Below are 24,929 nucleotides of genomic sequence, written 5' to 3'. Positions count from 1 at the left end.
AGGCTCCAGTGCCTTGAACTGGTTCACGTTTCTGAAACATGGCTGGCCGATGAATCGAACTCGAGCGCCAGCTGTCTGAGTTCATTGGAGGGAACCGGTCGACCCATCAGAAAGCCCTGGGCCAGCTCGCAGCCCATGTCCCTGAGCAATTGATACTGGCGGGCGTTCTCGATTCCTTCGGCCACCACCCGCATGTCCAGGTTGTGGGCAAGGCCGATGATGGCGCGCACAATGGCTTGACCGCTGGTCTGGTCGGTGCGCAGGTCGGCAATGAAGCGACGATCGATCTTCAGTGTGTCGACCGGCAGTTGTCGAAGATAATTCAGCGAAGAGTAGCCGCTGCCAAAGTCGTCAATGGCAATACTGATGCCGGGCAGGCGTCGCTTGATCAGGTGCAGGTGCTTGATGGCTGTTGGCATGTCTTCCATCAGTGCTGTCTCGGTAATCTCGAAGCACAGTCGTTCGCCACTCTCGCCGCCGCTTTTCTGCGTGTCCCTGATCAGTGCCAGCACATGCTCGGCGTCATACAGGTCGCTGGCTGACAGATTGACGGCCATCAGGAACCCGGGAGTCCGGGCGGGAGACCAGGACACCAGTATCCGGCAAGCGCGGGAAATCATCTGACGATCAATTCGACCGATCAGCTTGAAGCGCTCGGCCAGAGAAAGGAACTGGCCCGGCGGCAGCATGCCGCGTTCGGGATGCTGCCATCGCACCAGGGTTTCCAGGCCAATCAGCCGACCGTCATTCAGGCGGTAGATGGGCTGGTACCAGGCCTCCAGTGCATCCCGCTCTACAGCATCGGCCAGTTCGGAGCGCAATCGGAGTGTGTCGGAAATGGCAGCCGACATGGCCGGCTCGAAAAATCGGAAGGTGTTCTTGCCAGCGGCCTTGGCTTCGTACATGGCCAGGTCTGCGTTGCGCAGCAGTCGTTCCTGGTCCTGATCGTCATCCGGCATGAGGGTGATTCCAATGCTGGCCTGTATGCTCAGCCGTTGCCCCCGCAGTTCGACAGGTGCGGTAATCGCTGCCATGATCCGCCTGGCCATTTCGATGGCGTCATCACGCTTGCTGATCTCGCACAGAAGGACAAACTCGTCTCCACCCAGTCGGGCCACCGTGTCGGATTCGCGCAGCGCCGATTTCAGCCGCCGACCCACTTCAACCAGCAACTGATCGCCGGCGGCGTGCGTGAGGGTATCGTTGATGATCTTGAAGTCGTCGATATCCAGCAGCATCAGGGCGGCGCGCTGGTTGTAGCGCCGGCACCGGTGAGCTGTCTGCTCGATCCGATCGGCCAGCAGCTTGCGATTCGGCAACTGGGTCAGCACATCGTGATAGGCCATGTGGCGCAACTGACGACCCAGACCCGCGGCATCCAGTGCACCCGCCAGCAATTGTCCCAGCAGGCGCAAATCGTGCTGAATCTCGTCGTTCCAGTACTGACGCTGCCGCACCGCATCCAGGCCGAACATGCCTGCAACCTCTCCGCCCCGGATGATCGGTACGATCAGCAGCGACTTGATATTCTGTGCCTGGTACTCGGTCCGATCATGGGCATACTGATCATCCATTCCGTCAACATCCGGCGCGTGAGCCACACAGTTGGCTTTCATGTGCTCCCTGAGCCAGGGCAGTTTGGCAAATGGCAGGTTCTGAAGCCGATGGATGGCCGGGGGAATACCCTGATCAAACCATTCATGTGTGTTGGTGATGGTGTCGTTTTGCCAGTCGATGGTGAACAGGTAGCAGCGGTCGACTGCAAAGAATCTACCGATATCGGCCAGCAATTCATCGATAGCCTGATCCAGCGATTCCGGATCCAGCTTGACCAGGCGCAGGGAAATATCGAGTAGCAAGCGGTTGAACCCGATGCGCTGTTCGACGCTGTCATGCAGACGCTGAGGTTCATCCAGCGGTCGCATGATGGCGGCATAGAGCGGTGTGGGGTCTCTACGCAGCCTGGACAGGCTGACCAGTACCTGGCGTATCTCTCCCGATGACCGGCGATGCTGTGCGTGGAAGTGGGTTTCGTCCTCTCCGGCCGGCAGGGCTTCCAGCAGCTTTTGCGACACTTCCTCGGGAAGAACGTCCGTATCAAGGTCGGCGACGTTGAGTTTGTACAGTTCCCGCAGTTCGTAGCCGCTTTGCCGACAGGCTGCCGCATTGGCATGAAGGATGTGCCCCTGGGCATCGTGAATGAGGACGGCCTCGCCCAGCCCCTCGAGAAACAGCCGACCCAGAGTTTCAGTGCTGTCGTTGCAATTCATGGCCGGAAGTCTGCGATATCCCTTGGTTTGTCCCCGACCCGGCTACCGCAGCTTTAGCCCGAAAGCTGTGATTGCATTTGCTCCACCAGATAATTCCGAATCTGATCAAGAAACTGGTGCATGTGATCGATCTGTCGAGACAGATCGCCCATACTAGCCAGGCCTGCCTGGCGGTTGCCACGTTGCCAGTCATTTCGGATTCCCTCGTACAACTCGAAAAGCTCGTCATAGGCCTGCCCCAGCCGACTGAATTCAGGCAGATCACGAAAGTCGAATTCGTTATCCGATGCATCATAGTACCACTCACCGAAGTAATTGCCGGTCTTGCTCACTTCGGGGAAGCCATGTCGATCGGGATTTTCGAAGGCCAGTATGATCCGGGTATGGAGCTCATTGAGCCAGCACATTACAGCCATCAGGTGACCGGCAGCCATGCTCTTGTAAGCCGCCTTCTGCAAATCGACCATACGATGGTGGGTGTCCGTGGTCACTTCGTTGACCTCGGTGGATACCTGGCTGATATCCTCCAGGCTGCCGGCCAGAACCTCGATCAGTGATTCGGTGGCCTGAGTGTCGGACTCGATGCCTTCCAGTTGTTCGCCGATATCGCGCGTGATCCGGGTAACGTTATCCGAAAGCTTGCGTACTTCATCGGCAACAACAGCAAAGCCCTTGCCGTGCTCTCCGGCCCGGGCTGCTTCGATGGCGGCATTAAGTGACAGGATCCGGGTCTGCGCCGAGATGTTTTCAATCCGTGCGACAAATCCCTCGATGTGGCTGACATGGCCACGCAGCTTGCCGGCAATGCCCTTGCGTTCCTCCACAGTCGTGCGGATGGTATCCAGCCGGTCATCGAGCAGCGTGACATGTTTCGCGGCCTGCCCCATCAGATCCTGAGAGCTGTAGGTGTGCGACATGGGCTCGAAAAGCTCGCCCACGATCACGCCGCACTCGTTGGAGAGCAGGTTGAGCTGCTGCAGGAAGTGCTTCGTGTTTCGCGGCATGGTACGGGGGCGGGGCTTTTCCACGCCTCGCCCGGCACCATCGGCATCGCCACCGGTCGGCTGGCCGGTTTGGCTGCCAGAATTCCTTTTCCCGCTTGTTCCTAGTATGCGGCTAAGCACGGTGGCCTCTCGATGGTCTCGCCTCCTCTGTTTGTAGCGGCCAGATTGCCTCTTTCTGAAGCAGCGAGGTTTGACACAGGGCAAATCCTGAAGGGCCACAAAGAAGTACAGTGCATTCATGAAAGTTGCTCCCCCGTTCCATTGACGGGTTCAGGCGGGCCGCTGACCGGAGTTGGAAATCCATGAATAAACTGTTGTTCGTCTCTCTCATCGTTACTTGTCTACTGGTTGGCATGCCGGCGTTTGCTGCCGACCCTGTGCCCGATGCCTGCTTTGATACTATCGATGGCGGCCAGGCTGACCTGCGGTCACTCGAAGGTCAGGTTGTCGTGTTGAATCTCTGGGCCGTCTGGTGTTCCCCTTGCTTGATCGAAATTCCCCACCTGGTACGACTGCAGCCAAAACTTGAAGATGTGGGGGCCACGGTAGTCGGCCTCGCCGTCGACTCGGGCAGTGCTTCGGCGATACAGCGATTCTGGACCCACCGGCTGGAAATCGAACCGGTCTATCCCCTGTGGAAGACCACCGCGGACGAGGCCGGTGAGCTGTTTCAGGCCCGAACCTATCCGACCACGCTGATCATAGACCGCGAAGGGCAGGTTCGCGAAACAATGCTCGGTCTGCAGACAGGCGAGGATCTGCTGGCAGCAGTCGAGCCTTACCTCTGAACGCTCCAACTCCAAACTTTTTTGAGGAATTGACCCAGGTCAACATCTGCAAAGCAGTATTTTCATAGCATGTTTGTCAAGCGCGACGGTCGGTGAAACCGTCGGTAGACACTCCCAGCGATGGACAAACATGACCCACCACACGCCAATCCCATTGAAACCTGTCTTCCGCCACACGCTGGTGGCCGTGGTGATGCTCTTTGCCGTCGCCCCCGTGCTGGCCGAGGAGACTTTCAACGGCAAGGGCGATGTGCAGGTCGGCCAGGAGCTCTACCAGACACATTGTGCCGATTGCCATGGAGAGCATGGCCGGGGCGACGGCTCGTGGGCTGGTGCCTATGAGCCGCCACCCTCGGATCTGACCCGCGAGGGCCTGACTGGTGAGCGCCTTTTCATTGCCACGCGCGATGGCGGAATGGCTGTTGGCATGCGCGCCACGATGCCCGCATTCCGGCACACGCTGGACGACTCATCCATCCACGACATCGTGGCCTATATCCAGTCACTTTCGGATTGAGCTTCACCCTGTAACCAAGACACCTGAGGAACAAGACCATGTTAAATAGATACACACCAACCACGCTTCTGGGGGCCGCCGCTCTGGCGGTTGGCCTGAGTGCGGCCGTGTTCTCACCGGATGCGCAGGCCTGCCCGTCGTGCAACGACTCGTTCATGCACGAACTCAAGAATGAACGGGCCCACACGGCCGTCGGGCGCGACCTGCTGGCCGCCGTGGCCAACCAGGAAGGCCTGCCGCTGGGCTCGGCCAGCCAGGCGATCACCGCCAGTTCCGTGGCCGCGGCCCGGGGCGGCGATGTCGTTCTCGATGCCATCTTCGAGGGTGCCGATTTCATCGAGATCATCAAGCGCGACGAAGGGCTCGACATTCCCGCCACCAGCTACGTGCCGCAGGACGCCGAACCGGATGTGGAGTTCACCATTCGCCTGGACGAGGGCGAGACCTACATCGGTCAGGGCGTCATCTACGACGGCTTTCTCTCCGACGGCAAGATTCCCGGCCCGACGCTGAAGGTGACCGAGGGCGATATCGTGCGAATCACGGTGGAAAACACCGGCACGGTTCCGCACGGTGCCTCCATCCATGCCGCCGATACACAGACCTCCAAGTACATCGGTGATATCGGCCCGGGTCAGTCGAAGAGCGTGACCTTCCGCGCCAACATGCCGGGCGTCTACATGTGGCACTGCGCGCCGGGTGGCCATGCCATTCCGATGCACGTGCTGTTCGGTCAGTACGGCATGATCGTGGTCGAACCGAAGGAGACCAAGTACAAGCTCGAGGAGAAGCTTGGCCATGGTCCGGACCTGGAACTCTACATGATCCAGCACGAGTTCTATGCCAGCGGCAAGGACGCCATCGAAGGCAACCCGATCTATACCGCCTTCAATGGCAAGTTGTTCCGCTACGTCGAAGAGCCGATCGTGGCCAAGCCCGGCGACTACGTGCGCGTCAACTTCCTCAACATCGGCCCCAACCTGGTCTCGACCTTCCACCTGGTGGGCATCATCTGGGACTTCGTTTACTGGCAGGGGCATCCGGAAGCATGGATGCCGGGTGGCCAGACTGTCACTGCCGGACCGTCCGACTCCTGGGTGATTGAGTTCCGTGTACCGCCCGATGAAGGCGCCTACCTGATGCTCTCGCACGCGGTCGGTTCCACGGCCCGTGGCGCGATCGGGGTGCTGGTGGCCGACGCCGATGCAGACACGCCCAAGACCGTTCTGGCCGACGGCCCCGAATACACCGAGGAAGAGATTGACGAGATCCGCGAAACGGCCATGCGGGCGATCTCCCCGTTTGCTCCGGCCGAGCGCCTCAATGGCCTGCCTGCCGAGCCGGACCGCCCGGTCAGCTATGGCCCGGAAGTCGATGAAGTGTTCGTGCAGATCATCGGCAACTCCTACTATCCGAAGGTCATTGAGATCGAGCCGGGCACCAAGGTGACCTGGGTCAATGAAGACGTCTTCACCTACATGGCCGGCGAGTTCTCGGGCATTCACAATGCCGTGGCCATTGATGGTCCGGAACTGTTTGCCACCGGCATGCTGGGACATGCCGAAGCCGACAGCTTCACCTTCAGCGAGACGGGCGAGTACACCTACATCTGCACGCCCCACCCCTACATGAAGGGCAAGGTCATTGTTCGCGAGCCGAGCAACTGATCACACCCCCTCCTGTCAGGACATGCAAAGGGCCGGGTTCTCCCGGCCCTTTCATTTGGCAGAACCTGAATTCAATCAGGCTGGCCATGCTCAACCATTCGCTACCGTACGTCACGCAGGGTCAAGCACCAATGGATCCGAGCAGCTAAAGTGAGCCGGTTCACCCGCAAAGAATATTCATCATGACTTCTCCCTCGCATTACGACAAAGCGGCGCTCCAGGCCTGCGGCATGGGGCGCCTTTTTGAAGGCAATATGCGCTTGCCGGTCGACAAGATGCTGATGTTCGATCGGATCACCCACATCAGCGACCAGGGCGGTGCCCATGGCAAGGGCGAGGTGGTCGCGGAACTGGATATCCATCCGGACCTCTGGTTCTTCGACTGCCATTTCATTGAAGACCCGGTCATGCCCGGTTGCCTGGGTCTTGATGCCTTGTGGCAACTGGTGGGCTTCTTCCTGGCGTGGAACGGCGGCAATGGACGAGGGCGGGCGCTGGGCGTGGGCGAAGTGAAGTTCTTTGGCCAGGTCCTGCCCGACAACAAACTGGTCAGCTACCGGCTTGATATCCGCCGCGTCATTCGCCGCGGTCTGGACATGGCCGTGGCCGACGGCAGCGTGGCCGTCGATGGTCGGGACATCTATACCGCCCGCAACCTCAAGGTCTGCCTGTTCACGTCCATGGATGCATTCGAGGGAGGTGGCTCATGAGGCGTGTGGTGGTGACCGGCCTGGGCGTGGTCTCCAGCCTGGGCAATGATCTGGATGCGGTTGATGAATCCCTGCGGTCAGTTCGCTCCGGCCTGACTTTCAGCGAGGAGGCCCGTGAGGCCGGCTTGCGCAGCCATGTCTGGGGCTCCATCGACGTGGATCTCGAAGCCCTGATCGACCGGAAACTGCGACGTTTCATGTGCCCGGGTGCCGGCTATGCCTGGCTGGCCATGCGCGAGGCCATCGAGCGGGCCGGACTCGACCCGACCGTGGTCAGCAGCGACCGCACCGGCCTGGTGGCCGGCTCCGGCGGCAATTCCAGCGTGGAGCTGCTCGATGCCGTCGATACCCATCGTGAGCGCGGTATCCGACGCGTCGGACCGTTTCGGGTACCGCGCACCATGAGCAGTGCCATCAATGCCTCGCTGAGCACGGCGTTTGGAATCCGCGGCATCAACTACGGCATCACCTCGGCCTGCGCCACCAGCGCCCACGCCATTGGCCATGCCGCCGACCTGATTGCACTCGGCCGCCAGGACGTGATGTTTGCCGGTGGCGGTGAAGACCTGCACTGGAGTCTGAGTCTGCTGTTCGATGCCATGGGCGCCCTGTCCACACGCTACAACGACACGCCCGAGGCGGCTTCACGGACTTACGACGCCCATCGTGATGGCTTTGTCATCTCCGGCGGCGGCGGCATGCTTGTTTTGGAGGAGCGCGACCATGCGCTGGAACGCGGGGCCACGATCTGGGCGGAGGTGGCCGGCTTCGGTGCCACTTCGGACGGCGCCGACATGGTCCAGCCCAGCGGTGAAGGCGCGGTGCGCTGCATGCAGATGGCCCTGGACGGACTGGAAGAGCCGATCAGCTATATCAATACCCATGGCACCAGTACACCGGCCGGCGACATCGTCGAGCTGAAAGCCATATCCGAGGTGTTCGGCCAGGATCTGCCGGCCCTGGGGTCGACCAAGCCCCTGACCGGTCATTCCCTGGGGGCGGCCGGCGTACACGAGGCGATCTACTGCCTGCTGATGCAGCGCGGCAACTACATCACGCCGTCAGCCAATATCGAAGATCTGGATACAGGCGCCGAAGGCTATCCCATCGTGCGTGAACTGCGTGATGCGGTCGAATTGCCCCTGGTGATGAGCAACAGCTTCGGTTTCGGCGGCACCAACGCCACCCTGGTGTTCAGGAAAAACGAGCCCTGAAGCGTGCCGGAGACAGCCCCATCCAGCGCTTGAAGGCGCGACTGAAGGCGCTGAGCTCGGAAAAGCCCAGGCACTGAGCGACCTCGGTCAGGCTGCGGTCCGTATCACTGACAAACCACAGCGCCTGCTCGCGTCGCACGTCTTCGAGCAGTGCGGCGAACGTCTGGTTTTCCTGCTTGAGGCGCTTGTATAGCGTCTGTCGGCTGATATGGAGTTCCGCGGCGATCACTGCGGCCCGGGCACGCCCGGTTTCCAGCTTGCGACGGATCAGTTCGCGGACCTGCGGGGAGAAGCCCGGAGTCTGACGCATCCTCTCCTGGGCCAGCATCCATAACCGGGCGAGCTGTGACAGCGACAGATCTGTCGGCTCGCCGGCCAGGCGTTCCGGGGGAATATTGGCCTGGTTGGCCAGGTCTCGCAGGGAGCCACCGGCCGACTGCAGGTAGCTGCGAATTCTGTCGATCAGATGATTGACCAGGGGTTCCATGGGTGGCTGCCGGCAACTGGCTTGGGTGGTGGACAGGGCTCAAGAGTACCAAGTCCCGATGGCCAATGCGCCCAAGCCTTCTAAAGTTCCTTGCCTGCTGGCCGCTAAATGGGGCACGGCGGTAATCCGTTTCGATTTTCGCCCTGCCCTGCACAGGCGCAACCGGGCCAGTGTGTGGGCTTAGCGACCCACTCAGCTCGGGGCAGCCGCCATGGACGCAACCTTCAATTCTGCAGCGCAGGCACTTCAGCAGGGCACGACCAACTTCCGCGAGGCCGCCGAGCGCGTCAGCTCCGGGCCGGCCCAGGACGGATTCGTTTCTGCGGTAGTCGAAATGCAATCAGCCCAGCGCGAAGTGGAGGCGGCCGTCGAGGTAGTGCGCGCCGTCGATGAATCGCTCGGGCGCCTCATCGACGTCATGGCCTGAACCAGCCTGTTCACCAACGGCGTCGACTCCACGCTTCAAACCCACCCTTGAGACTGTAGAGGGTTTCGATGCCTGCTGCCGAGAGCACCGGGGCGGCTGTCTGACAGCGCATACCGCTCTGACAGTAAATGATTGCCGCTGGTGCCCGTGGCACCTTGACCTCGCCGCGCTGCAGCTTCGACAGGGGCAGGTTGAGGGCCCCGTCGACATGGCCCTGGGCAAACTCATCGGCTTCGCGCACGTCGACCCAGAGCGTGTCACCCAGGGCGAGCGCATCTTCCGGGACAAGCTCGATCAGCCTGTTGCCAATGCCAGACAGTGAAATGGTCGCCGCCGGCTGACTGCAAAGCGGGCAATCCGGCTTGTGGGTTATGGACATCTGCCGGCTGCTCATGTCGCGCGCATCGAACATCCACAATCGCCCTGACAGGCTTTCCAGCTTCGGGCCGCTGACCAGGCACTTGATGGCTTCGGCGGCTTGAATGCAGCCGGCCATGCCGACCAGGGGTCCCAGCACCCCGGCCTCGGCGCAGTTGGGCATCCAGCCGGTGGGGGGCTCGGGAAACAGGCAGCGCAGGCAGGGGCCGTGATCCGGGGCGAATACCGTCACCATCGCTTCCATGCCGGTGGCCGAGCCGTAGACCAGCGGCACAGCGAACTTCACCGAGGCATCGGCGACCAGATACTTGGTGGCGTAGTTGTCGCTGCCGTCGATGACCACGTCGGCCCGGGCAAACAGCGACTCGACATTGTCGACGTCCAGGCGCGAGACCAGGGGTTCGACGACGATGTCGCCGTTCATGGCGGCCAGCCGCTCGGCTGCCGCCTTTGCCTTGGGTTGCCCGATATCGGTCTCGGCAAACAGCGTCTGGCGCTGCAGGTTGGACAGGTCGACGCGGTCGTCGTCGATGATCACGATATGACCGACGCCGGCGGCGGCCAGGTAGGGCAGCGAGGCACAACCCAGCCCACCGGCACCGATGCACAGCACCGTTGCCGCGCCCAGGCGGCGCTGCCCTTCAGTGCCAAGCTCGGGCAGTATGGTTTGCTTGGCGTAGCGCGAACTCATGGGTTGTCTGAAGCCAACCGGTAGTCGTCCGGGCTGTTGATGTTGCCCGACAAGCGATCGGAAGTCGGTTCCACCGAGGCCAGATCAAGGTGATTGGCCAGGTTGCGCAAGGCCAGGTCCTGCTGGTTTAGCAGGGCGACGATGATCCGGCGTATTCTCGGATTGGCACTCAGGGCCATCGGTAGCGGGGTCGTTGTGAACCTTGATCCATCGTGTGACGCTGCTGCGCTCACCAATGGAGTCAGATCGTCGGAGACCAAATGAGGCATGTCCACCGGCACGATCAACAGTGTCCCGCCCAGTTCCGGTCGCCGCACCAGTATCGAAGCAATGCCACCCATCGGCCCCAGGTGGGGCTGCAGGTCGGGCACATGGTCGTAGCATGGCCGGTTGCCGGAGACGATCACCCGCGCACACCCGGCCTCCCCCAGCAAGGCGATGCTACGGTCAAGAAACGTCTGCCCATTGCCCCAGACCAACCCGGCCTTGTCCCGCCCCATCCGAGACGACCGCCCCCCGGCCAGCACAATCCCTGTCAAATCACCTGTCACCTGTCACCTGTCACCTGTCACCCGAACCCCCACACAAAGCATGTCCCTTAACCCACTCACTGTCGCCGTCAAAGTAATGTTCCTGCTTCCAGATCGGGGCGCGGTGCTTCATCTGTTCGACCAGGTAACGGCAGGCCTTGAAGGACTCGTCGCGGTGGCGTGAACTGGCCGCGGCAATCACGCTGGCCTCGCCGACTTCCAGACGCCCGTGACGATGGGCCAGCCACAGGTGAATGCCTTCGCCCCACTGCTGTCTGGCTTCGGCACAGATTTCGCTGAACACGTTGCGGCACAGTACGGCATGCAGGTCGTAGCTCACTGCCAGCACCTGCCGGCCCAGGTTGATATCGCGCACCCGTCCGATAAACAGATCGGCCGCGCCATGACCGGGCGCCGAGCAGTGATCGAGTGCGGTTACCGGGTCGAGCACGGCATCGGTGACATCGACATGGATGCTCATCTCACCCTCCACACACCGGTGGCAGAATCGAAAGCGGTTCGCCCTCCGGCAGGCTGTCGTCATCGTCCAGCACGGCCTGGTCGGTGGCAAACGCCGAGGCCTTGAGCAGGGCCAGGGCATTGTCGTCGCCGGCATAGTGCGCTTTCAGCGCCTCGCGCACATCACGAACTTGGGCATTGCCGGGGAGGGTCACGGTAACCGTGCTGTCGTCACCGAACTGGCGAAAGGCACCAAACAGCCGGATGGATATCGTCACATTGTTGTCAGTGGCGGTTGCGTCGTTCATCAGGGACCTGCCTGTTGCGGACTGGAGGGAGTGGAGCCATCGCCGCCGATGGCCCGGGGTACGGGAAAGCGGTAGCCGAGCTGGTACGCGATCAGCAGCGCGGCGGTGCCGACAACCAGCACCGCCAGCATGTTGGCAAACACCAGCGCGGCGCCACCCATCAGCAACAGCACGGCGCGGCTGTGCATGAGCTGCCAGCTCGGCCGGGCGAGTTGAAAATGAAACCAGCCGATCACGCCGATCAGCAGGGCCTGCAGGATGGCCGGATACTCCGGTAGTCCACCGCCGCCAGCGACCAGGATGGCGCTCATGGCCAGCAACGTGATTCCGATGATGGCGTTGGAGCGCCAGGTACGGCTGCCACCGCGATAGTGGGCGGTCACGCCGCCGGAGCCGTGGCAGTAGGGCATGCCCCCGAAGGTGCCGACTACCAGGTTGCCGATGCCCAGAGACTGCAACAATCGGCGCGGAGTGACGCGTTCGGCGCGCTCGCCATAGTAATCCCGAGCCGCCCGTTCCGTGCCCAGCACCGAATTGGTCAGTGTCAGGGCAATCTGCGGCAGGACCATCAGGGCGATGATGCTGGCCCGGATGCCGGAGTCGGCCACATCACCGCTGACCGGTACGGCGTGAAACAGACCCCAGACCAGTCCCCCGGCTGCCACCAGACCGAGCAGGGGCCAGCGTGTCAGCTGGGTGATCAGTACCAGCGTGATGGCGGCCGCCACGACCACGGCCAGTTCGGCGGGTGAAGCCCCCAGCATGCGCAATGCCGCCAGCATCAGCATGATGCCCAGACCGAGCTGGAAGCCATGAACCAGCACCAGCGGGATCCGATTGGAGAAACGATTGACCGGCAGCCAGGCAATGGAAAAATAGATCAGCCCCAGCGCCAGACCGGCCAGCTGCAGTTCCTGGGCGCTGGCGCCGGCGGCGATGGCCATGACCGACAGGGATTTCAGTGGCTGAACGGGAATGGGCAGGCGAAACAGCCAGCCGGTCACCAGGTAGGCTGCCCCGGTGGTCGCCAGCATGATTGCGGCCGAAGCCCCGGTTTGCCAGGCCAGCGCCAGCAGCAATGGGAAAAGTACCGCACCATCGGCAAAGGCGCCGGTCAGGTCACCGTGCCACGGTGAGCTCCTGGTCGTAGAGCGGTTCACGAACCGAAGCCTTCGGGCAGCTCGCCGATGCCGTCGGGATGCTCGTAGCGGCCGGACTTGCCCCCGGTCTTGAGCAGCAGCCGAATTCCCTCGATGGCCAGGTCGGGCTGGACCTGCTTGGCCAGGTCCCAGATGGTCAGCAGTGCCCCGTTGACTCCGGCCAGTGCCTCCATCTCCACCCCGGTGCGCGCCGAGGACGAGGCCTGGCAGAAGGCCGTGACTGCCGAGTCGGCTGCATCGAGCCGGAATGCCACGCGCACCTGGTCCAGCCCCAGCGGGTGACAGAGTGGAATGATCTCCGGCGTCTTCTTCGCCGCCAGCACCCCGGCCACCTCGGCCAGCCTGAGCGGGTCACCCTTGGGCAGCGTGCCATCGCGCACCATGGCAAAGGTCTCGGCGTTCATCACAATCCGCCCCGAGGCCACGGCGACACGGCGGGTGATGGCTTTATCGCCAACGTCGATCATTTTGTAGTGCTGTCGGTTGTCGTTCATCGCTGCACTCGAAGGTTTCAGGGTTCAGGTTTCAGGATTCAGGGCGGGCTTTGGTCGGGCTTTTCCTGAACCCTGAACCCTGAAACCTTTCTTCTACCCTCCCGTCATCGCCAAGTGGGGGGTGTCGCCGTAGTCGCCGTCGTGCAGGAAGTGCGAGACGCGCTTGCCGAACAGGGCGGTCAGTACGGTGGCTTTCAGTTCTTCCTTCTGCTCGTCGCTTTGCAGTAGTGGCCTGAGGTTGCCGGTGCCGTTGCCGAACAGGCACAGTCGCAGCCCGCCGCGCGCGGTCACGCGCAGGCGGTTGCAGGTGTCGCAGAAGCCCGGCGCGTAAGGGGCGATGATGCCGATGCGTCCGGCGTGCTCGGGATGCCGGTACTCGATGGCCGGGCCGTCGGCCTCGCCGCGTTCCATCGGCGTCCAGCCGGCGGCGTCGAGCTGGTCACGCACCAGTTGCCCGCCGACATGGCGCTTTTCGAAATACTCGCCGTTGTCGCCGGTGCGCATCAGTTCGATAAAGCGCACGCTGACCGGGCGCTTGCGCACGAACTCGAAAAACGCCGGTAACTGCTCGTCGTTGAGGCCCTTCAGCAGTACCGTGTTGATCTTGACCGCATCGAAACCGTGCGCCAGGGCCGCGTCGATGCCGGCCATGACCTTGTCGAAGCGCTTGTCACCGGTAATGCGCTTGAAATGCTCGGCATCCAGTCCATCCAGGCTGATGTTGACCGCATCCATGCCGGCGTCCTTGAGTTTCGCTGCATCCTGTGCCAGGCGGAAGGCATTGGTGGTCATGGCGATGCGCTGCACGCCCGGTGCCGCGCGCACGGTGCGCACGATGTCGAGGAAGTCCTTGCGCACGGTGGGCTCGCCGCCGGTCAGGCGGATCTTCCAGGTGCCAAGTTCGGCGAAGGCGGTGACCAGCCGGCGGATCTCGTCGTGGTCGAGAAAGCCCGTGGGCTTGCCCTGGTAGCCATTGGGCAGGCAGTACTCGCAACGAAAGTTGCAAACGTCGGTCACCGACAGCCGCAAGTAGGAAAAGCGGCGGCCGAAGCCGTCTTTGAGCTGTGTCATTGCCACTCCTTTTCAAGGCCGGAAGGCGGTGCCGTTTCCGGCGACCACCCTGGCTGCCCGGACGGAAAGTCCCGCCTGCAGCGGCACAGCCACCCTGGCCGGTTGCGGCTTTAGGCAGATGTGCTCGGAGTCGGTTATTGAACAACCATGAGACCGCAAGTGGTCGAGTCAGGTCAAGTCCGGAAAGCCTGATTTGAAATGCCCCTATGGTTTATCTAGTATGACTATCAGGCAATGTCACGCCAAGTTCCGATGGCGCCGGACCAGATCAGGGAGTGCACGCGCATGGACGACAGGAAAGCCGAGAGGGATCGCAAGCGCAAGGAGTGGCGGTTGTTCCTGTTTATCATCCTCCTGCTCTTTCCACTGCTTTCGGTGGCCGTGGTGGGCACCTACGGCTTCTCGATCTGGATGTATCAGTTGATCATGGGCCCGCCCGGGCCACCGGCCTGAGGCGTGACTTTCAGATGAATGCTCGCCGCGAATTCTTTCTCAGGCTGGTAGGCCGCAAGCCGGCATTGCGACCGCCGTGGACGGCGGCCGATTTCGCGGATCGCTGCACCGGTTGTGGTGACTGCATCCCGGTCTGTCCGGAGGGTGTGCTGGTTGCCGGTCGGGCTGGTATTCCGCAAATGGCGCCACGTGGCGATGGATGCATTCAGTGCGGTGCCTGCGTCGAGGCCTGCGAGGAAGGCGTGTTTGAAGTCGACCGACCCGCATTCCCCTGGCAAGTGGCCATTTCAGAACGCTGCCTGACCCATATCGGTGTGAGCTGTCGCAGTTGCGAGGAAGCCTGCCCGGAAATGGCCATCGGCTTCCGGCTGGCGCCGGGAGGCGTTTCCAGGCCATTCATTGATCAGGACGCCTGCACCGGTTGCAGCGCCTGCCTGCCCGTGTGTCCGCAACAGGCCATCGAGTTGCATGAAGCAGGGAGAAAGAGGGCATGAGCCCCGTCATGGACGCCAGCACCCGCGCTGCTGTACTCAAAGGCCCGGGTGCCGGCCAGCTTCACGTGGCCAGCGTGATCGTGCACTGCCGACCCGAGAAGCTGCAGTCGCTCAAGGCCTGGCTGATCGAGCAGGAGGGCGTCGAGATCCCCGTTTCCAGCCCGGAGGGCAAGCTGGTGGTGGTCAGTGAAAGCGACTCCGAGCGCGCCATCGCCGACCTGATGCAGATGATCGGCGATCGCCCCGGGGTGCTCAACACCGCCATGGTCTACCACGAAATCATTGATAACGAGGACGATTCGCCATGAAGATAACCCGACGCGAGTTCGCCAAGGCACAGGCTGTTGCCACGGCCGCGGCCGCACTGGGACTGTCAGCTCCGGCCAGTGCCATGCAGTTCGTCACCCAGCGCGAATTGACCGAGCTGACCTGGAGCAAGGCGCCGTGTCGCTTCTGCGGCACCGGCTGTGGTGTCATGGTGGCCACGCGCAACAACCGGATCGTCGCCACTCACGGCGATGTCAAGGCCGACGTCAATCGGGGACTCAATTGCGTCAAGGGTTATTTCCTGTCCAAGATTCTCTATGGCAAGGATCGCCTGACCCGGCCGCTGCTTCGAAAGAAGAACGGTCAATATGACAAGAACGGTGAGTTCGAGCCGGTCTCCTGGGACGAGGCGCTGGAACTGATGGCCGAGAAGTTCAAGACCGCGCTTCAGGAACACGGCCCGGAAAGCATTGCCATGTTCGGCTCGGGGCAGTGGACCATATGGGAGGCCTACGCCGCCTCCAAGCTGTTCAAGGCCGGATTCCGTTCCAACAACATCGATCCCAACGCGCGCCATTGCATGGCCTCGGCCGTGGCCGCCTTCATGCGCTCATTCGGCTACGACGAGCCCATGGGCTGCTACGACGACATCGAACATGCCGATGCCTTCGTGCTGTGGGGAGCGAACATGGCCGAGATGCACCCGGTGCTGTGGAGCCGGGTCGCAGATCGTCGTCTGTCACACGACCACGTGCGCGTGGCCGTGCTCTCTCCCTACGAGACACGCAGCTTCGAACTGGCCGATATCCCGGCAGTGTTCAAGCCGCATACCGATCTCTATATCCTCAACTACATCGCCAACCACATCATCCAGTCGGGCAAGGTCAACGAGGATTTCGTCAACAGACACGTCCGCATCCTCAAGGGTCAGCAGGACATCGGCTATGGCCTGCGGGCCGAAGATCCGCGTCAGCAGGCAGCCACCGGTGCCGGCAATCCCGGTGCGGGAGAGCCCATGGACCTCGATGAGTTCGCCGATTTCGTCAGCGAGTACACGTTGGAGCGAACCGAGCGTGAAACCGGTGTCCCGGCCAGTCGACTCAAGGCCATGGCCGAGCTCTATGCCGACCCCGACACCAAGGTGATGTCGCTGTGGACCATGGGCTTCAACCAGCACACCCGCGGCGTGTGGGCCAACCACATGGTCTACAACCTGCACCTGCTCACCGGCAAGATTTCCGAACCGGGCAACAGCCCGTTCTCGCTGACCGGCCAGCCTTCAGCCGGGGGCTCCACCCGCGAGGTCGGCACCTTCGCTCATCGCCTGCCGGCCGACATGGTGGTGACCAATCCTGAGCATCGCCGATACGCCGAGGAGATCTGGAAGATGCCCGACGGCACCATTCCCGACCAGGTCGGATTCGATGCCGTGCAGCAAAGCCGCAAGCTCAAGGACGGCGTGATCAAGGTCTACTGGACCCAGGTCAACAACAACGTGCAGGCCGGGCCCAACGTCAATGACGAGATCCTGCCGGGCTGGCGCAATCCGGAAGCCTTCGTCATCGTCTCCGATATCTACCCGACGGTGTCGGCCCAGGCCGCCGACCTGATCCTGCCCGCGGCGTCCTGGGTGGAGAAAGAGGGTGCCTACGGCAATGCCGAGCGCCGCACCCAGACCTGGTACCAGATGGTCGACGCCCCCGGCGAGGCGCGCTCGGACCTGTGGCAGACCATGCAGCTGGCCAGGCGCATCCGGGTTGACGAGGTCTGGCCGGATGAACTGCTCGACAAGGTGCCGGAGTTCCGCGACAAGACCCTGTTCGACATTCTCTATGCCAATGGTCAGGCCGATCAGTACCCGCTAGACGACATGAATCCGGACTTCCCCAACCAGGAATCGAAGGACTTCGGCTTTTATGTCCAGAAGGGCCTGTTCGAGGAGTATGCCCGCTTTGGCCGCGGCAAGGGTCACGACCTGGCCGACTTCGACCTGCTGCATGAAACCCGCGGCGGACTGCGCTGGCCGGTGGTCAACGGCGAGGAGACCCGCTGGCGCTATCGCGAGGGACTGGACCCCTACGTCGAGGAAGGCACCGGCTACCAGTTCTACGGGCACGATGACAACAAGGCGGTAATGTATGCCTTGCCCTACGAGCCGCCCGCCGAAGCGCCGGACGAGGAATACCCGTTCTGGCTCAGCACCGGGCGGGTGCTGGAGCACTGGCACACCGGCACCATGACCCAGCGCGTGGCCGAGCTGCACCGGGCCGTGCCGTATGCCATGGTGTACATGAACATGGATGATGCCAGCGACCAGGGTTTTCGCCGGGGCAGTGAGGTCCGCCTGATCACCCGCCGCGGTGAAATGCGTGCCCGGGTCGAAACGCGCGGCCGGGTGCGGCCGCCCAAGGGGCTGGTCTACGTGCCGTTTTTCGATGCCAACCGGCTGGTCAACAAGCTCACCCTGGACGCGACCGACCCGATTTCGCTGCAGACCGACTACAAGAAATGCGCGGTGCGGCTGGAACTGGTCAGCCTGGCCTGAGGAGCGTGACAATGAGCAAGCTGCAAGTACTACTGTCGATCGCGATCATCCTGCTGTTCACCTCCGGTACCGCGCTGCTGGTGCTGGCCGGAGATCCGGAAGACGGTTACAACGACGACCGGGGTCCCTCGGCGCCTGACGGCCTGCGCGCCGGGGGTACGCTGTTCGAGGACTTCGCCGCACCGCCCATTCCGCGCGAAGTGCGCGAGATGCCTCGGCCCAAGCGCAACTTTCCCGAACAGCCGCCGGTGGTTCCGCACTCCATCCGCGATTACCAGATCGATCAGAACTTCAATACCTGCATGGGCTGTCACAGCCGCACGCAGAGCCCGGAAACCGGCGCCATTGCCGTCAGTGTCACCCATTACTACGACCGCGATGGACAACCGCTGGGGGCGGTATCCCCGCGACGCTACTTCTGTCTGCAATGTCATGTCCCCCAGAAGGATATTGACCCGGCCGTGGAAAACACCTTCCGCGATATGGAGCAACTGATCGCGGAGGAGGCCCGGGAGCGCCGGGGAAGGGACTGAGCCATGGGTATCCGAAACACGGTGCGTGACTACTGGCGGCTGCTCAACCAGCCGGCAAAATACCTCAGCCTGGGTGTGCTGACGCTTGGCGGCTTTGTTGCCGGCATCCTCTTCTGGGGCGGGTTCAATACCGCCATGGAGTTCACCAATACCGAGCAGTTCTGCATCTCCTGCCACGAGATGGAAATGAAGCCCTACCAGGAACTCAAGCCCACCATCCACTACACCAACCGCTCCGGGGTCCGTGCCGAGTGTGCCGACTGCCATGTGCCGCACGACTGGACATTCAAGGTGGCGCGCAAGATGGAGGCCTCAAAGGAGGTCTGGGGCTGGATCTTCGGCACCATCAACACCCACGAGAAATACGAGGCCAGGCGGCGCGAGCTGGCCGAGCGCGAGTGGGCGCGGCTCAAGGCCAACGACTCGCTGGAGTGCCGCAATTGCCACAACTTCGAATACATGGACTTCACCGAACAGGCGCCCAGGGCGCGCATGATGCATGCCAGCTCCCTGGCCACCGGCGAGGCCACCTGCATCGACTGCCACAAGGGCATCGCCCATCGCCTGCCCGACATGACCGGTGTATCGGCCTGGCAGCAGGCGGCACGGCACTTCGAGAACGAAGACAACTGAGCGGTACATGTTGAAGCGGGCCCGGATGGATGCTGATGACGCATCCCGTTGTCACCATGACTGACCGATCCGCACCGGTCACGATGTCGGCAAAGGATGCGCGTGAGCGCATTTTGTCGACACTGGCGCCGCTGAACGGCTCCGGGCTCGTTGCCCTGGGCCAGGCACTCGGCCGGGTTGTTGCCGAGGATCTTCAGTCCCCGATCGATGTGCCCCCGGCCGACAACAGCGCCATGGACGGCTATGCCGTGCGGGTTGACGATCTGACTGGTGAGGGCAGTCGTTTGCCCGTGTCGGCCCGTATACAGGCCGGCGTTTTTCCGGCGCCGCTGGAGCCGGGTACGGCCGCACGCATCTTTACCGGCGCGGTAGTGCCGGAAGACGCCGACACGGTTGTGATCCAGGAGCACTGCCAGGAAGACAACGGCCTGGTCAGCGTGGAGAAATTGCCGAAAACTGGTGCCAACATCCGCCGCTCGGGTGAGGATATCGGCAGCGGCAGCACGGTGGTTTGTGCCGGGACTTGCCTGCAGCCCCAGCACCTGGGCCTGCTCGCATCGGTGGGCCTGGCAGAAGTCCCGGTCCGCCCGCGACTGCGCGTACAGGTGCTCTCGACCGGCGATGAACTGGTCGAACCGGGCCGGCCGCTGGCGCCGGGCCAGATCTACAACAGCAACGACACGGTGCTGACCGGACTGCTTGAGCGTCTGGGTTGCGAACTGCTCCCGACCCAGCAGGTGCCCGATGCCGCCGAGGCGACCCGCGAAGCCCTTGAACAGGCGCGCGGACAGGCCGATTTGGTACTGACCTCCGGGGGCGTGAGCGTGGGCGAGGCCGACCACGTCAAGCCTGCCGTCGAGGCCATGGGTCGGCTCGATCTGTGGAAGATCAACATCAAGCCCGGCAAGCCGGTCGCTTTCGGCGACCTCGGCGGTGTACCGTTTCTCGGCCTGCCCGGCAATCCGGTGTCGGTATTCGTTACCTTCTGCCTGTTCGCCGCCCCCGTGATCCGATATCTTCAAGGTCGAAGCGAACCCTTCCCCGACCCGATCCAGATTCCCGCCGCCTTCGATCGTCCGGCCGCCAAACGTGAGGAATACCTGCGCGTTCGCATCAAAGACGGCCAACTCCACGGTTACCCCCACCAGGGCTCGGGCGTGATGAGCTCGGTCGCCTGGGCCGACGGACTGGCGCGGATCCCGGCCGACAGCGTGGTGGCTTCGGGCGATCGGATCGAGTATTTTGGGTTTGGGGCCTTGGTTGGATGAGGGGATAGTGTGAAGTGTTAAGTGTTAGGTGTTAAGTGGTGGGTATTAGGCTGGTATGGTGGTTGTCCGATGTTCTTGGCTTCGGTTTGGACTGTAGCCGGGAAGCAACGCGGGCGGACCGGACCCTGACCGTCTTCACACTTCACACTTAACACCTAACACTTAACACTCCCAATCCATGTCCAAAACCCGCTGCCAATCCCACACCCCTCTCAAGCCCCTGAGCATCGCCGTCCTCACCGTTTCCGATTCGCGAACGCGTGACAACGACACCTCCGGTGACACGCTTTCCGAGCGCATCGTGTCGGCCGGTCATGTGCTGGCCGATCGCAAGTTGTTGCCTGACGACATCTTTCAGTTGCGCGCGGCGGTGTCGGCCTGGATTGCGGCGGACGATGTCGACTGCGTGCTGATCACCGGCGGCACCGGCATTACCGGGCGCGATTCCACGCCCGAGGCCATCGGGCCCTTGCTGGTGCGCGAGATTCCGGGTTTCGGGGAATTGTTCCGCTACTATTCGCTGGAAGAAATTGGCACTTCCACCATCCAGTCGCGCGCATTTGCCGGCACCGCCAATGCCACGCTGATCTTCGGTTTGCCGGGCTCGACCGGTGCCTGCAGGACCGCCTGGGATCGCATTCTTGAAGCCCAGCTTGACTCGCGCACCGGCCCATGCAATTTCGTGTCGCTGATTCCACGGTTGAACGAGTGAGTTCCGAGAGTCGAACCACACCCGAGGAACGTGCCGGCCTGCCCGGCCTGCTGGCCGCCTTCGCCGTCGATTACCTTCGCTGGCTGGCGCTGGTTCCCATGGTGTTTTCCTGGGCCTTGCTGCTGCTGGTTGTTGTCTTGATGCTGGCGATCAATTTTCAGGGCGATATCGACAGCATGCTTGAGCGGGCAGAGCCCTGGGTGGAGCGCTGGCTGGGCCCGGTCGAGCAGGGCGAGGAAAACGGGGGCGAGGCTGAAACCATTGTTCTCACCGAGCAGGACTTCAAGCCCTGGGTCTACCGTATCTGGCTGTTTGCGGCACTGGCCGGTTTCCTCCTCGGCTTGTTGCGCAGCTGCTTGTTCGGGCCCTGGCGGCCGGCAACCATCAAACGCAAGATCCTGCGCGCGGGCCTGGCCGCTGCCGCCTGCTCGGCGCTGCTGTTCTTTGCCTGGCTGTTCGGCAGCGAGGCCTATGCCGGTCCGGCTGCGGGCTGGATCGTCATGTTCATTGTGTTCCCCCTGCTGGCGTGGGGTGTCAGTTCGGCCAGCCTGGGCTTCAGTCACCTGCTCGATCAAATTCGGCCCGGCGTGATGCGGGTGGTCGACCGGTCGGCGCTTGCTGTCATGCGCAAGGTGACAGCCACGGAGTCGCAAGCAGGCTGGCGGCAATGAATGATGTTGGTCATGATGCCGGCCTCATTGGCAAGTCCATGAATCTGCGTTCATCCGCGGTTTCATGAACTGGGTCAGGGCCATGGCTGAAAAGCATGCGTGATCACATTCCTGCAAATGCAGGCAAAGTGGTCTGATTGATGTAGTCTTGCAGATTATGATTGGTTGCATGACCGTACAGCTACACGTTGCTGGGGCCTCCAGATCGGGGTTTTGGTCGTGAGGCGCAACCTGTCTTCCGATGTGGTGGTGATTGGAGGCGGCCTCGCCGGTATCGTCACCGCGCTGGAGGTCCTGCGTGGCGGGCGTTCGGTGACACTGGTTGAGCGCGACACGCCGGATCGCTTTGGTGGCCTGGCGTTGTGGGCGTTTGGTGGCATGGCGCTGATTGGCACACCGTTGCAGGCGCGTGCGAAGATCACTGATACACCGGAGCGGGCTCTCGCCGACTGGCTGCGCTTTGGTGAGCTTGATCGCAGCGACCGGCGTTCGGTCGCCTGGGCCGAGCATTATGTCGAGCGTTCGCGGCCCGAGGTCTATGACTGGCTGGTCGAACACGGGCTTAAGTTCATGCCGGCGGTCAACTGGGTCGAGCGCGGCCGCTTTGGCGAAGGCAATTCGGTACCGCGCTACCACATTGTCTGGGGAACGGCACGCGAGCTGACGCGGTGCATGATCGATCACCTGGGCCGGGCCGGCGAAGGCGGCCGGCTGACCCTGCTGCATGGTCACCGGGTCGACCGCATCGAGCAGGCCGGCGGGCGGGTCTGTGGTGCGCTGGCCATGGATGAATCCAGCGGCCGGGAAGTGCGCCTGCAGGCGCCGGTCGTGGTGCTCGCCACGGGTGGCATCAATGGCAGCCATGAACAGTGCCGGGCCCACTGGCCGAAAAGCAGGCCCCAGCCGGAAGCCATGCTCAATGGCGCCCATCCGTTTGCCGATGGGCAACTTCACCATTTCACCGAGCGACACCTGGGCGGTCAGATCGTCAACCCCGGGGAGATGTGGAACTACGCCGCGGGATTCTCTCACCCCTATCCGCATTTCTCAGGCCATGGGCTGTCAAGCATCCCGTGCAAGTCGGCACTTTGGCTGGATCACAGTGGTCGTCGTATCGGCCCGGAACCCCTGGTCACCGGTTTCGACACCCACTGGCTGTGCCAACGCGTGGCCGAGCAGGAAAAGCCCTGGACCTGGCATTTGCTCAACCGCCGCATCGCGCTCAAGGAGTTCGCCATCTCCGGCGCCGAGCACAACCACGCCATTCGCGAAAAGCGGTTCCCCGTGTTTCTGAAGGAACTGTTGTTGGGCAACAAGCGCCTGTATGAGCAAATACTGCACGAGAGTGATGACTTCCTGGTCGACGACACGCTGGACGGGCTGGCAGGCAAAATGAACCAGCTGACCTGCACGCATGATATGGATGCCGCCGTTCTTGAAGCCACGGTGAACGCCTTCGATGCCAATTTCGACAAACGCGATGCGCTCAACAACGATGCCCAGATTCGCATGATCCGGCATGCGCGGCAGTGGGGCCCGGACAGGCTGCGCACCTGCACGCCGGCTCCGCTGAGAAAGAAAGGCGCCGGGCCGTTCATCGCCATCCGCATGCAGCTGATTACCCGCAAGAGCCTCGGCGGGCTGCGTACCGATCTGCAAAGCCGGGTGCTCGATGGCGCCGGTCAGCCCATTGATGGACTGTACTGCGTCGGCGAGGCGGCGGGTTTCGGGGGAGGCAATTGCAATGGCAAACGATCGCTGGAAGGCACTTTCCTGCCTGGCTGTATTCTCACGGCGCGGGCTGCTGCCCGTTCGATCCTCTCCGGCGATTCGCGAGAGTTCTCATGATTCGACAGATACCCGCAACCTTCGAAGACTTTCGTTCCCGGGCACGAAAGCGCCTGCCGCGATTTCTTTATGACTACTATGCCGGCGGCTCCGGTCGCGAGTGGACTCTGACAGCCAATGCAGCCGACTGGGATCACGTGAAGCTCAGGCAAAGCGTGTTGGTCGATGTCGATTCGATTGACACGGCAACCACGGTCGCCGGCGAGGACCTGCAGATGCCGCTGGCGCTGGCGCCGATCGGTCTTGGCGGTATGAGTGCGCGCCGCGGCGAGCTCCAGGCCTTGGCCGAGTCCGAAGCGGCCGGTGTGCCGTTCACCCTGTCGACGGTGGGAATCTGCGGGCTTGAAGAGCTGGCCGGGGCCGCCAGCCGGCCCTTCTGGTTTCAGCTCTACATGATTCGAGACCGCGACATCGTCAAGGCGGTCGTGGATCGGGCCTGGTCGGTCGGTTGTCGAACCCTGGTCTTTACCGTGGATTTGCCCATGCCGGGCCCACGTCATCGCGATACCCGAAACGGCATGGCGGTGCCGGGTACGCGAGCGAAACTGCTGAAGATTGCCCAGGTGCTCTCCAGGCCCGGCTGGCTGTGGGATGTGCCGTTGCGCGGGGGTCCGATGTGCCTGGGGACGATGAACCCGCACGTGCCTGCGGCCAGCGACCCCGATTCGTTTCGCAAGTGGATCGATACCCAGTTTGATCCGACCGTCACCTGGGCCGATGTCGAATGGCTGCGCGACTACTGGAAGGGCAAGCTCTTGTTGAAGGGAGTGCTTGATGGCGACGATGCCGAGCGTGCGGCGGCGATGGGCGTGGACGGCATCGTGGTGTCGAACCACGGTGGTCGCCAGCTCGATGGCGTGTCCTCGACGGCCATGAAACTGCCGGAGATTGTCAGCGCGGTGGGCGGGCGCTGCGAAATCCTTGTAGACGGCGGCATTCGCGGCGGTATTGACATCTACCGTGCACTGGCCTTGGGTGCCAGTGGGGTGCTGATCGGGCGCGCGTGGATCTGGGCGCTGGCCGGCGGCGGCCGGCCGGGCCTCGAACGACTTCTGGCCGGCTACCGCGAGGAACTGCGCCTGGCCATGGCCCTGACCGGTGTGACCCGCATCGCCGATATCGGCCCCCATTGTCTTGATACCGGTCAGCGGGAATCCAGCGAATTGCAGGATTCACCACAGAGTCACAGAGAACACAGAGGTTGAGATGATTTGAAAGAACTGTTTTTAATTCTTTCCTCTGTGCACTCTGTACCTCTGTGGTGTGATCCTTTTTTGAAACCCACCCACGAGAACCCGCGTTGATTCGCGGTTGGAAGTAATCCGAAATG

General features: G+C 62.4%; 27 protein-coding genes and 1 riboswitch. Of the genes, 17 read left to right on the top strand and 10 right to left on the bottom strand.

All coding sequences use genetic code 11. The annotated features are described in order from the left end of the window. Window positions 1-23: 23 nt before the first annotated feature. Together IC757_RS15895 and IC757_RS16800 are read right to left on the bottom strand one after the other, a co-directional pair. Window positions 24-2,270: an EAL domain-containing protein gene (locus IC757_RS15895; RefSeq protein ID WP_190975251.1), complete on the bottom strand. Its 2,247-nt coding sequence runs from the start codon at window positions 2,268-2,270 to the stop codon at window positions 24-26. Window positions 2,271-2,323: 53 nt separating this feature from the next. Continuing rightward, window positions 2,324-3,274: a methyl-accepting chemotaxis protein gene (locus tag IC757_RS16800; RefSeq protein ID WP_317976669.1), complete on the bottom strand. Its 951-nt coding sequence runs from the start codon at window positions 3,272-3,274 to the stop codon at window positions 2,324-2,326. A gap of 302 nt (window positions 3,275-3,576) precedes the next feature. Here IC757_RS16800 and IC757_RS15885 point away from each other — a divergent pair, with 302 nt between their 5' ends. The 5 genes from IC757_RS15885 to fabB all read left to right on the top strand — a co-directional run bounded on the left by IC757_RS15885 (window position 3,577) and on the right by fabB (window position 8,170). Further along, window positions 3,577-4,062, top strand: coding sequence for a TlpA family protein disulfide reductase (locus IC757_RS15885; RefSeq protein WP_190975250.1), 486 nt, complete (start codon window positions 3,577-3,579; stop codon window positions 4,060-4,062). Between the two features lie 154 nt (window positions 4,063-4,216). Beyond that, on the top strand, window positions 4,217-4,579 hold the full coding sequence (locus IC757_RS15880) for a c-type cytochrome (RefSeq protein ID WP_190975249.1): 363 nt from the start codon (window positions 4,217-4,219) through the stop codon (window positions 4,577-4,579). A 38-nt stretch (window positions 4,580-4,617) separates the two neighbouring features. Continuing rightward, window positions 4,618-6,246 carry a plastocyanin/azurin family copper-binding protein gene (locus IC757_RS15875; protein ID WP_411913461.1) on the top strand — a complete coding sequence of 543 codons (1,629 nt, stop codon included), beginning with the start codon at window positions 4,618-4,620 and terminating at the stop codon, window positions 6,244-6,246. Between the two features lie 182 nt (window positions 6,247-6,428). After that, the gene (gene fabA, locus IC757_RS15870; RefSeq protein WP_190975248.1) at window positions 6,429-6,956 is read left to right on the top strand and encodes a bifunctional 3-hydroxydecanoyl-ACP dehydratase/trans-2-decenoyl-ACP isomerase; all 528 of its coding nucleotides are present in this window, start codon (window positions 6,429-6,431) and stop codon (window positions 6,954-6,956) included. After that, a complete protein-coding gene (gene fabB, locus IC757_RS15865; RefSeq protein WP_190975247.1) occupies window positions 6,953-8,170 on the top strand; it encodes a beta-ketoacyl-ACP synthase I in 1,218 nt (405 codons plus the stop codon). The genes fabA and fabB overlap by 4 nt, the downstream gene beginning before the upstream one ends. Here fabB and IC757_RS15860 read toward each other — a convergent pair. After that, window positions 8,151-8,657, bottom strand: a complete 507-nt coding sequence (locus IC757_RS15860; RefSeq protein WP_223846167.1) for a helix-turn-helix transcriptional regulator — start codon at window positions 8,655-8,657, stop codon at window positions 8,151-8,153. The two genes, fabB and IC757_RS15860, sit on opposite strands and share 20 nt — an antisense overlap. Window positions 8,658-8,868: 211 nt before the next feature. Here IC757_RS15860 and IC757_RS15855 point away from each other — a divergent pair, with 211 nt between their 5' ends. Further along, window positions 8,869-9,084: a hypothetical protein gene (locus tag IC757_RS15855; RefSeq protein WP_190975246.1), complete on the top strand. Its 216-nt coding sequence runs from the start codon at window positions 8,869-8,871 to the stop codon at window positions 9,082-9,084. A gap of 10 nt (window positions 9,085-9,094) precedes the next feature. Here the strand turns inward: IC757_RS15855 and IC757_RS15850 are convergent, their stop codons facing one another. The 7 genes from IC757_RS15850 to moaA form a co-directional block, all read right to left on the bottom strand. Beyond that, window positions 9,095-10,153, bottom strand: coding sequence for a HesA/MoeB/ThiF family protein (locus tag IC757_RS15850; RefSeq protein ID WP_190975245.1), 1,059 nt, complete (start codon window positions 10,151-10,153; stop codon window positions 9,095-9,097). After that, window positions 10,150-10,680, bottom strand: a complete 531-nt coding sequence (locus tag IC757_RS15845; protein ID WP_223846360.1) for a molybdenum cofactor guanylyltransferase — start codon at window positions 10,678-10,680, stop codon at window positions 10,150-10,152. Before IC757_RS15845 ends, IC757_RS15850 begins: the two co-directional genes overlap by 4 nt. Before the next feature lie 34 nt (window positions 10,681-10,714). Continuing rightward, window positions 10,715-11,164: a molybdenum cofactor biosynthesis protein MoaE gene (locus IC757_RS15840; protein WP_190975243.1), complete on the bottom strand. Its 450-nt coding sequence runs from the start codon at window positions 11,162-11,164 to the stop codon at window positions 10,715-10,717. A gap of 1 nt (window position 11,165) precedes the next feature. Further along, entirely contained in the window at window positions 11,166-11,450 is a 285-nt protein-coding gene (locus IC757_RS15835) for a MoaD/ThiS family protein (protein WP_190975242.1), read from the bottom strand. After that, complete coding sequence (locus tag IC757_RS15830; RefSeq protein WP_190975241.1) at window positions 11,450-12,610, bottom strand: molybdate transporter family protein; 1,161 nt, start codon at window positions 12,608-12,610, stop codon at window positions 11,450-11,452. The genes IC757_RS15835 and IC757_RS15830 overlap by 1 nt, the downstream gene beginning before the upstream one ends. After that, the gene (gene moaC / locus IC757_RS15825) at window positions 12,607-13,104 is read right to left on the bottom strand and encodes a cyclic pyranopterin monophosphate synthase MoaC (protein ID WP_190975240.1); all 498 of its coding nucleotides are present in this window, start codon (window positions 13,102-13,104) and stop codon (window positions 12,607-12,609) included. The genes IC757_RS15830 and moaC overlap by 4 nt, the downstream gene beginning before the upstream one ends. 93 nt (window positions 13,105-13,197) lie before the next feature. Continuing rightward, entirely contained in the window at window positions 13,198-14,175 is a 978-nt protein-coding gene (gene moaA, locus IC757_RS15820; RefSeq protein ID WP_190975239.1) for a GTP 3',8-cyclase MoaA, read from the bottom strand. Further along, a riboswitch (molybdenum cofactor riboswitch) is annotated at window positions 14,167-14,317 on the bottom strand. It overlaps the preceding gene by 9 nt. A gap of 143 nt (window positions 14,318-14,460) precedes the next feature. Here moaA and napE point away from each other — a divergent pair. From napE to IC757_RS15765, 11 genes are all read left to right on the top strand, one after another. Continuing rightward, window positions 14,461-14,628, top strand: coding sequence for a periplasmic nitrate reductase, NapE protein (gene napE / locus IC757_RS15815; protein WP_190975238.1), 168 nt, complete (start codon window positions 14,461-14,463; stop codon window positions 14,626-14,628). Window positions 14,629-14,642: 14 nt separating this feature from the next. Beyond that, a complete protein-coding gene (locus tag IC757_RS15810; protein ID WP_190975237.1) occupies window positions 14,643-15,122 on the top strand; it encodes a ferredoxin-type protein NapF in 480 nt (159 codons plus the stop codon). Continuing rightward, window positions 15,119-15,430: a chaperone NapD gene (locus IC757_RS15805; RefSeq protein WP_223846166.1), complete on the top strand. Its 312-nt coding sequence runs from the start codon at window positions 15,119-15,121 to the stop codon at window positions 15,428-15,430. The genes IC757_RS15810 and IC757_RS15805 overlap by 4 nt, the downstream gene beginning before the upstream one ends. Then, entirely contained in the window at window positions 15,427-17,934 is a 2,508-nt protein-coding gene (napA, locus tag IC757_RS15800) for a nitrate reductase catalytic subunit NapA (protein ID WP_190975236.1), read from the top strand. Before IC757_RS15805 ends, napA begins: the two co-directional genes overlap by 4 nt. 11 nt (window positions 17,935-17,945) lie before the next feature. Further along, window positions 17,946-18,467 (top strand): nitrate reductase cytochrome c-type subunit, encoded by a 522-nt coding sequence (locus IC757_RS15795; protein ID WP_190975235.1) that lies wholly within the window; start codon window positions 17,946-17,948, stop codon window positions 18,465-18,467. Window positions 18,468-18,470: 3 nt separating this feature from the next. Further along, complete coding sequence (locus IC757_RS15790) at window positions 18,471-19,100, top strand: NapC/NirT family cytochrome c (RefSeq protein ID WP_190975234.1); 630 nt, start codon at window positions 18,471-18,473, stop codon at window positions 19,098-19,100. Window positions 19,101-19,135: 35 nt separating this feature from the next. Continuing rightward, window positions 19,136-20,368: a gephyrin-like molybdotransferase Glp gene (glp, locus tag IC757_RS15785; RefSeq protein ID WP_223846165.1), complete on the top strand. Its 1,233-nt coding sequence runs from the start codon at window positions 19,136-19,138 to the stop codon at window positions 20,366-20,368. A gap of 178 nt (window positions 20,369-20,546) precedes the next feature. After that, entirely contained in the window at window positions 20,547-21,080 is a 534-nt protein-coding gene (moaB, locus tag IC757_RS15780) for a molybdenum cofactor biosynthesis protein B (protein ID WP_190975233.1), read from the top strand. Beyond that, window positions 21,077-21,751 (top strand): hypothetical protein, encoded by a 675-nt coding sequence (locus IC757_RS15775; RefSeq protein WP_190975232.1) that lies wholly within the window; start codon window positions 21,077-21,079, stop codon window positions 21,749-21,751. The genes moaB and IC757_RS15775 overlap by 4 nt, the downstream gene beginning before the upstream one ends. 219 nt (window positions 21,752-21,970) lie before the next feature. Continuing rightward, the gene (locus IC757_RS15770) at window positions 21,971-23,599 is read left to right on the top strand and encodes an FAD-dependent oxidoreductase (protein WP_190975231.1); all 1,629 of its coding nucleotides are present in this window, start codon (window positions 21,971-21,973) and stop codon (window positions 23,597-23,599) included. Beyond that, window positions 23,596-24,804 carry an L-lactate dehydrogenase gene (locus IC757_RS15765; protein ID WP_190975230.1) on the top strand — a complete coding sequence of 403 codons (1,209 nt, stop codon included), beginning with the start codon at window positions 23,596-23,598 and terminating at the stop codon, window positions 24,802-24,804. The genes IC757_RS15770 and IC757_RS15765 overlap by 4 nt, the downstream gene beginning before the upstream one ends. Window positions 24,805-24,929: the final 125 nt, after the last annotated feature.

The sequence above is a fragment of the Wenzhouxiangella sp. AB-CW3 genome (assembly GCF_014725735.1).
Taxonomy (GTDB): domain Bacteria; phylum Pseudomonadota; class Gammaproteobacteria; order Xanthomonadales; family Wenzhouxiangellaceae; genus Wenzhouxiangella.
This window is presented reverse-complemented; position numbering and strand designations above follow the sequence as displayed.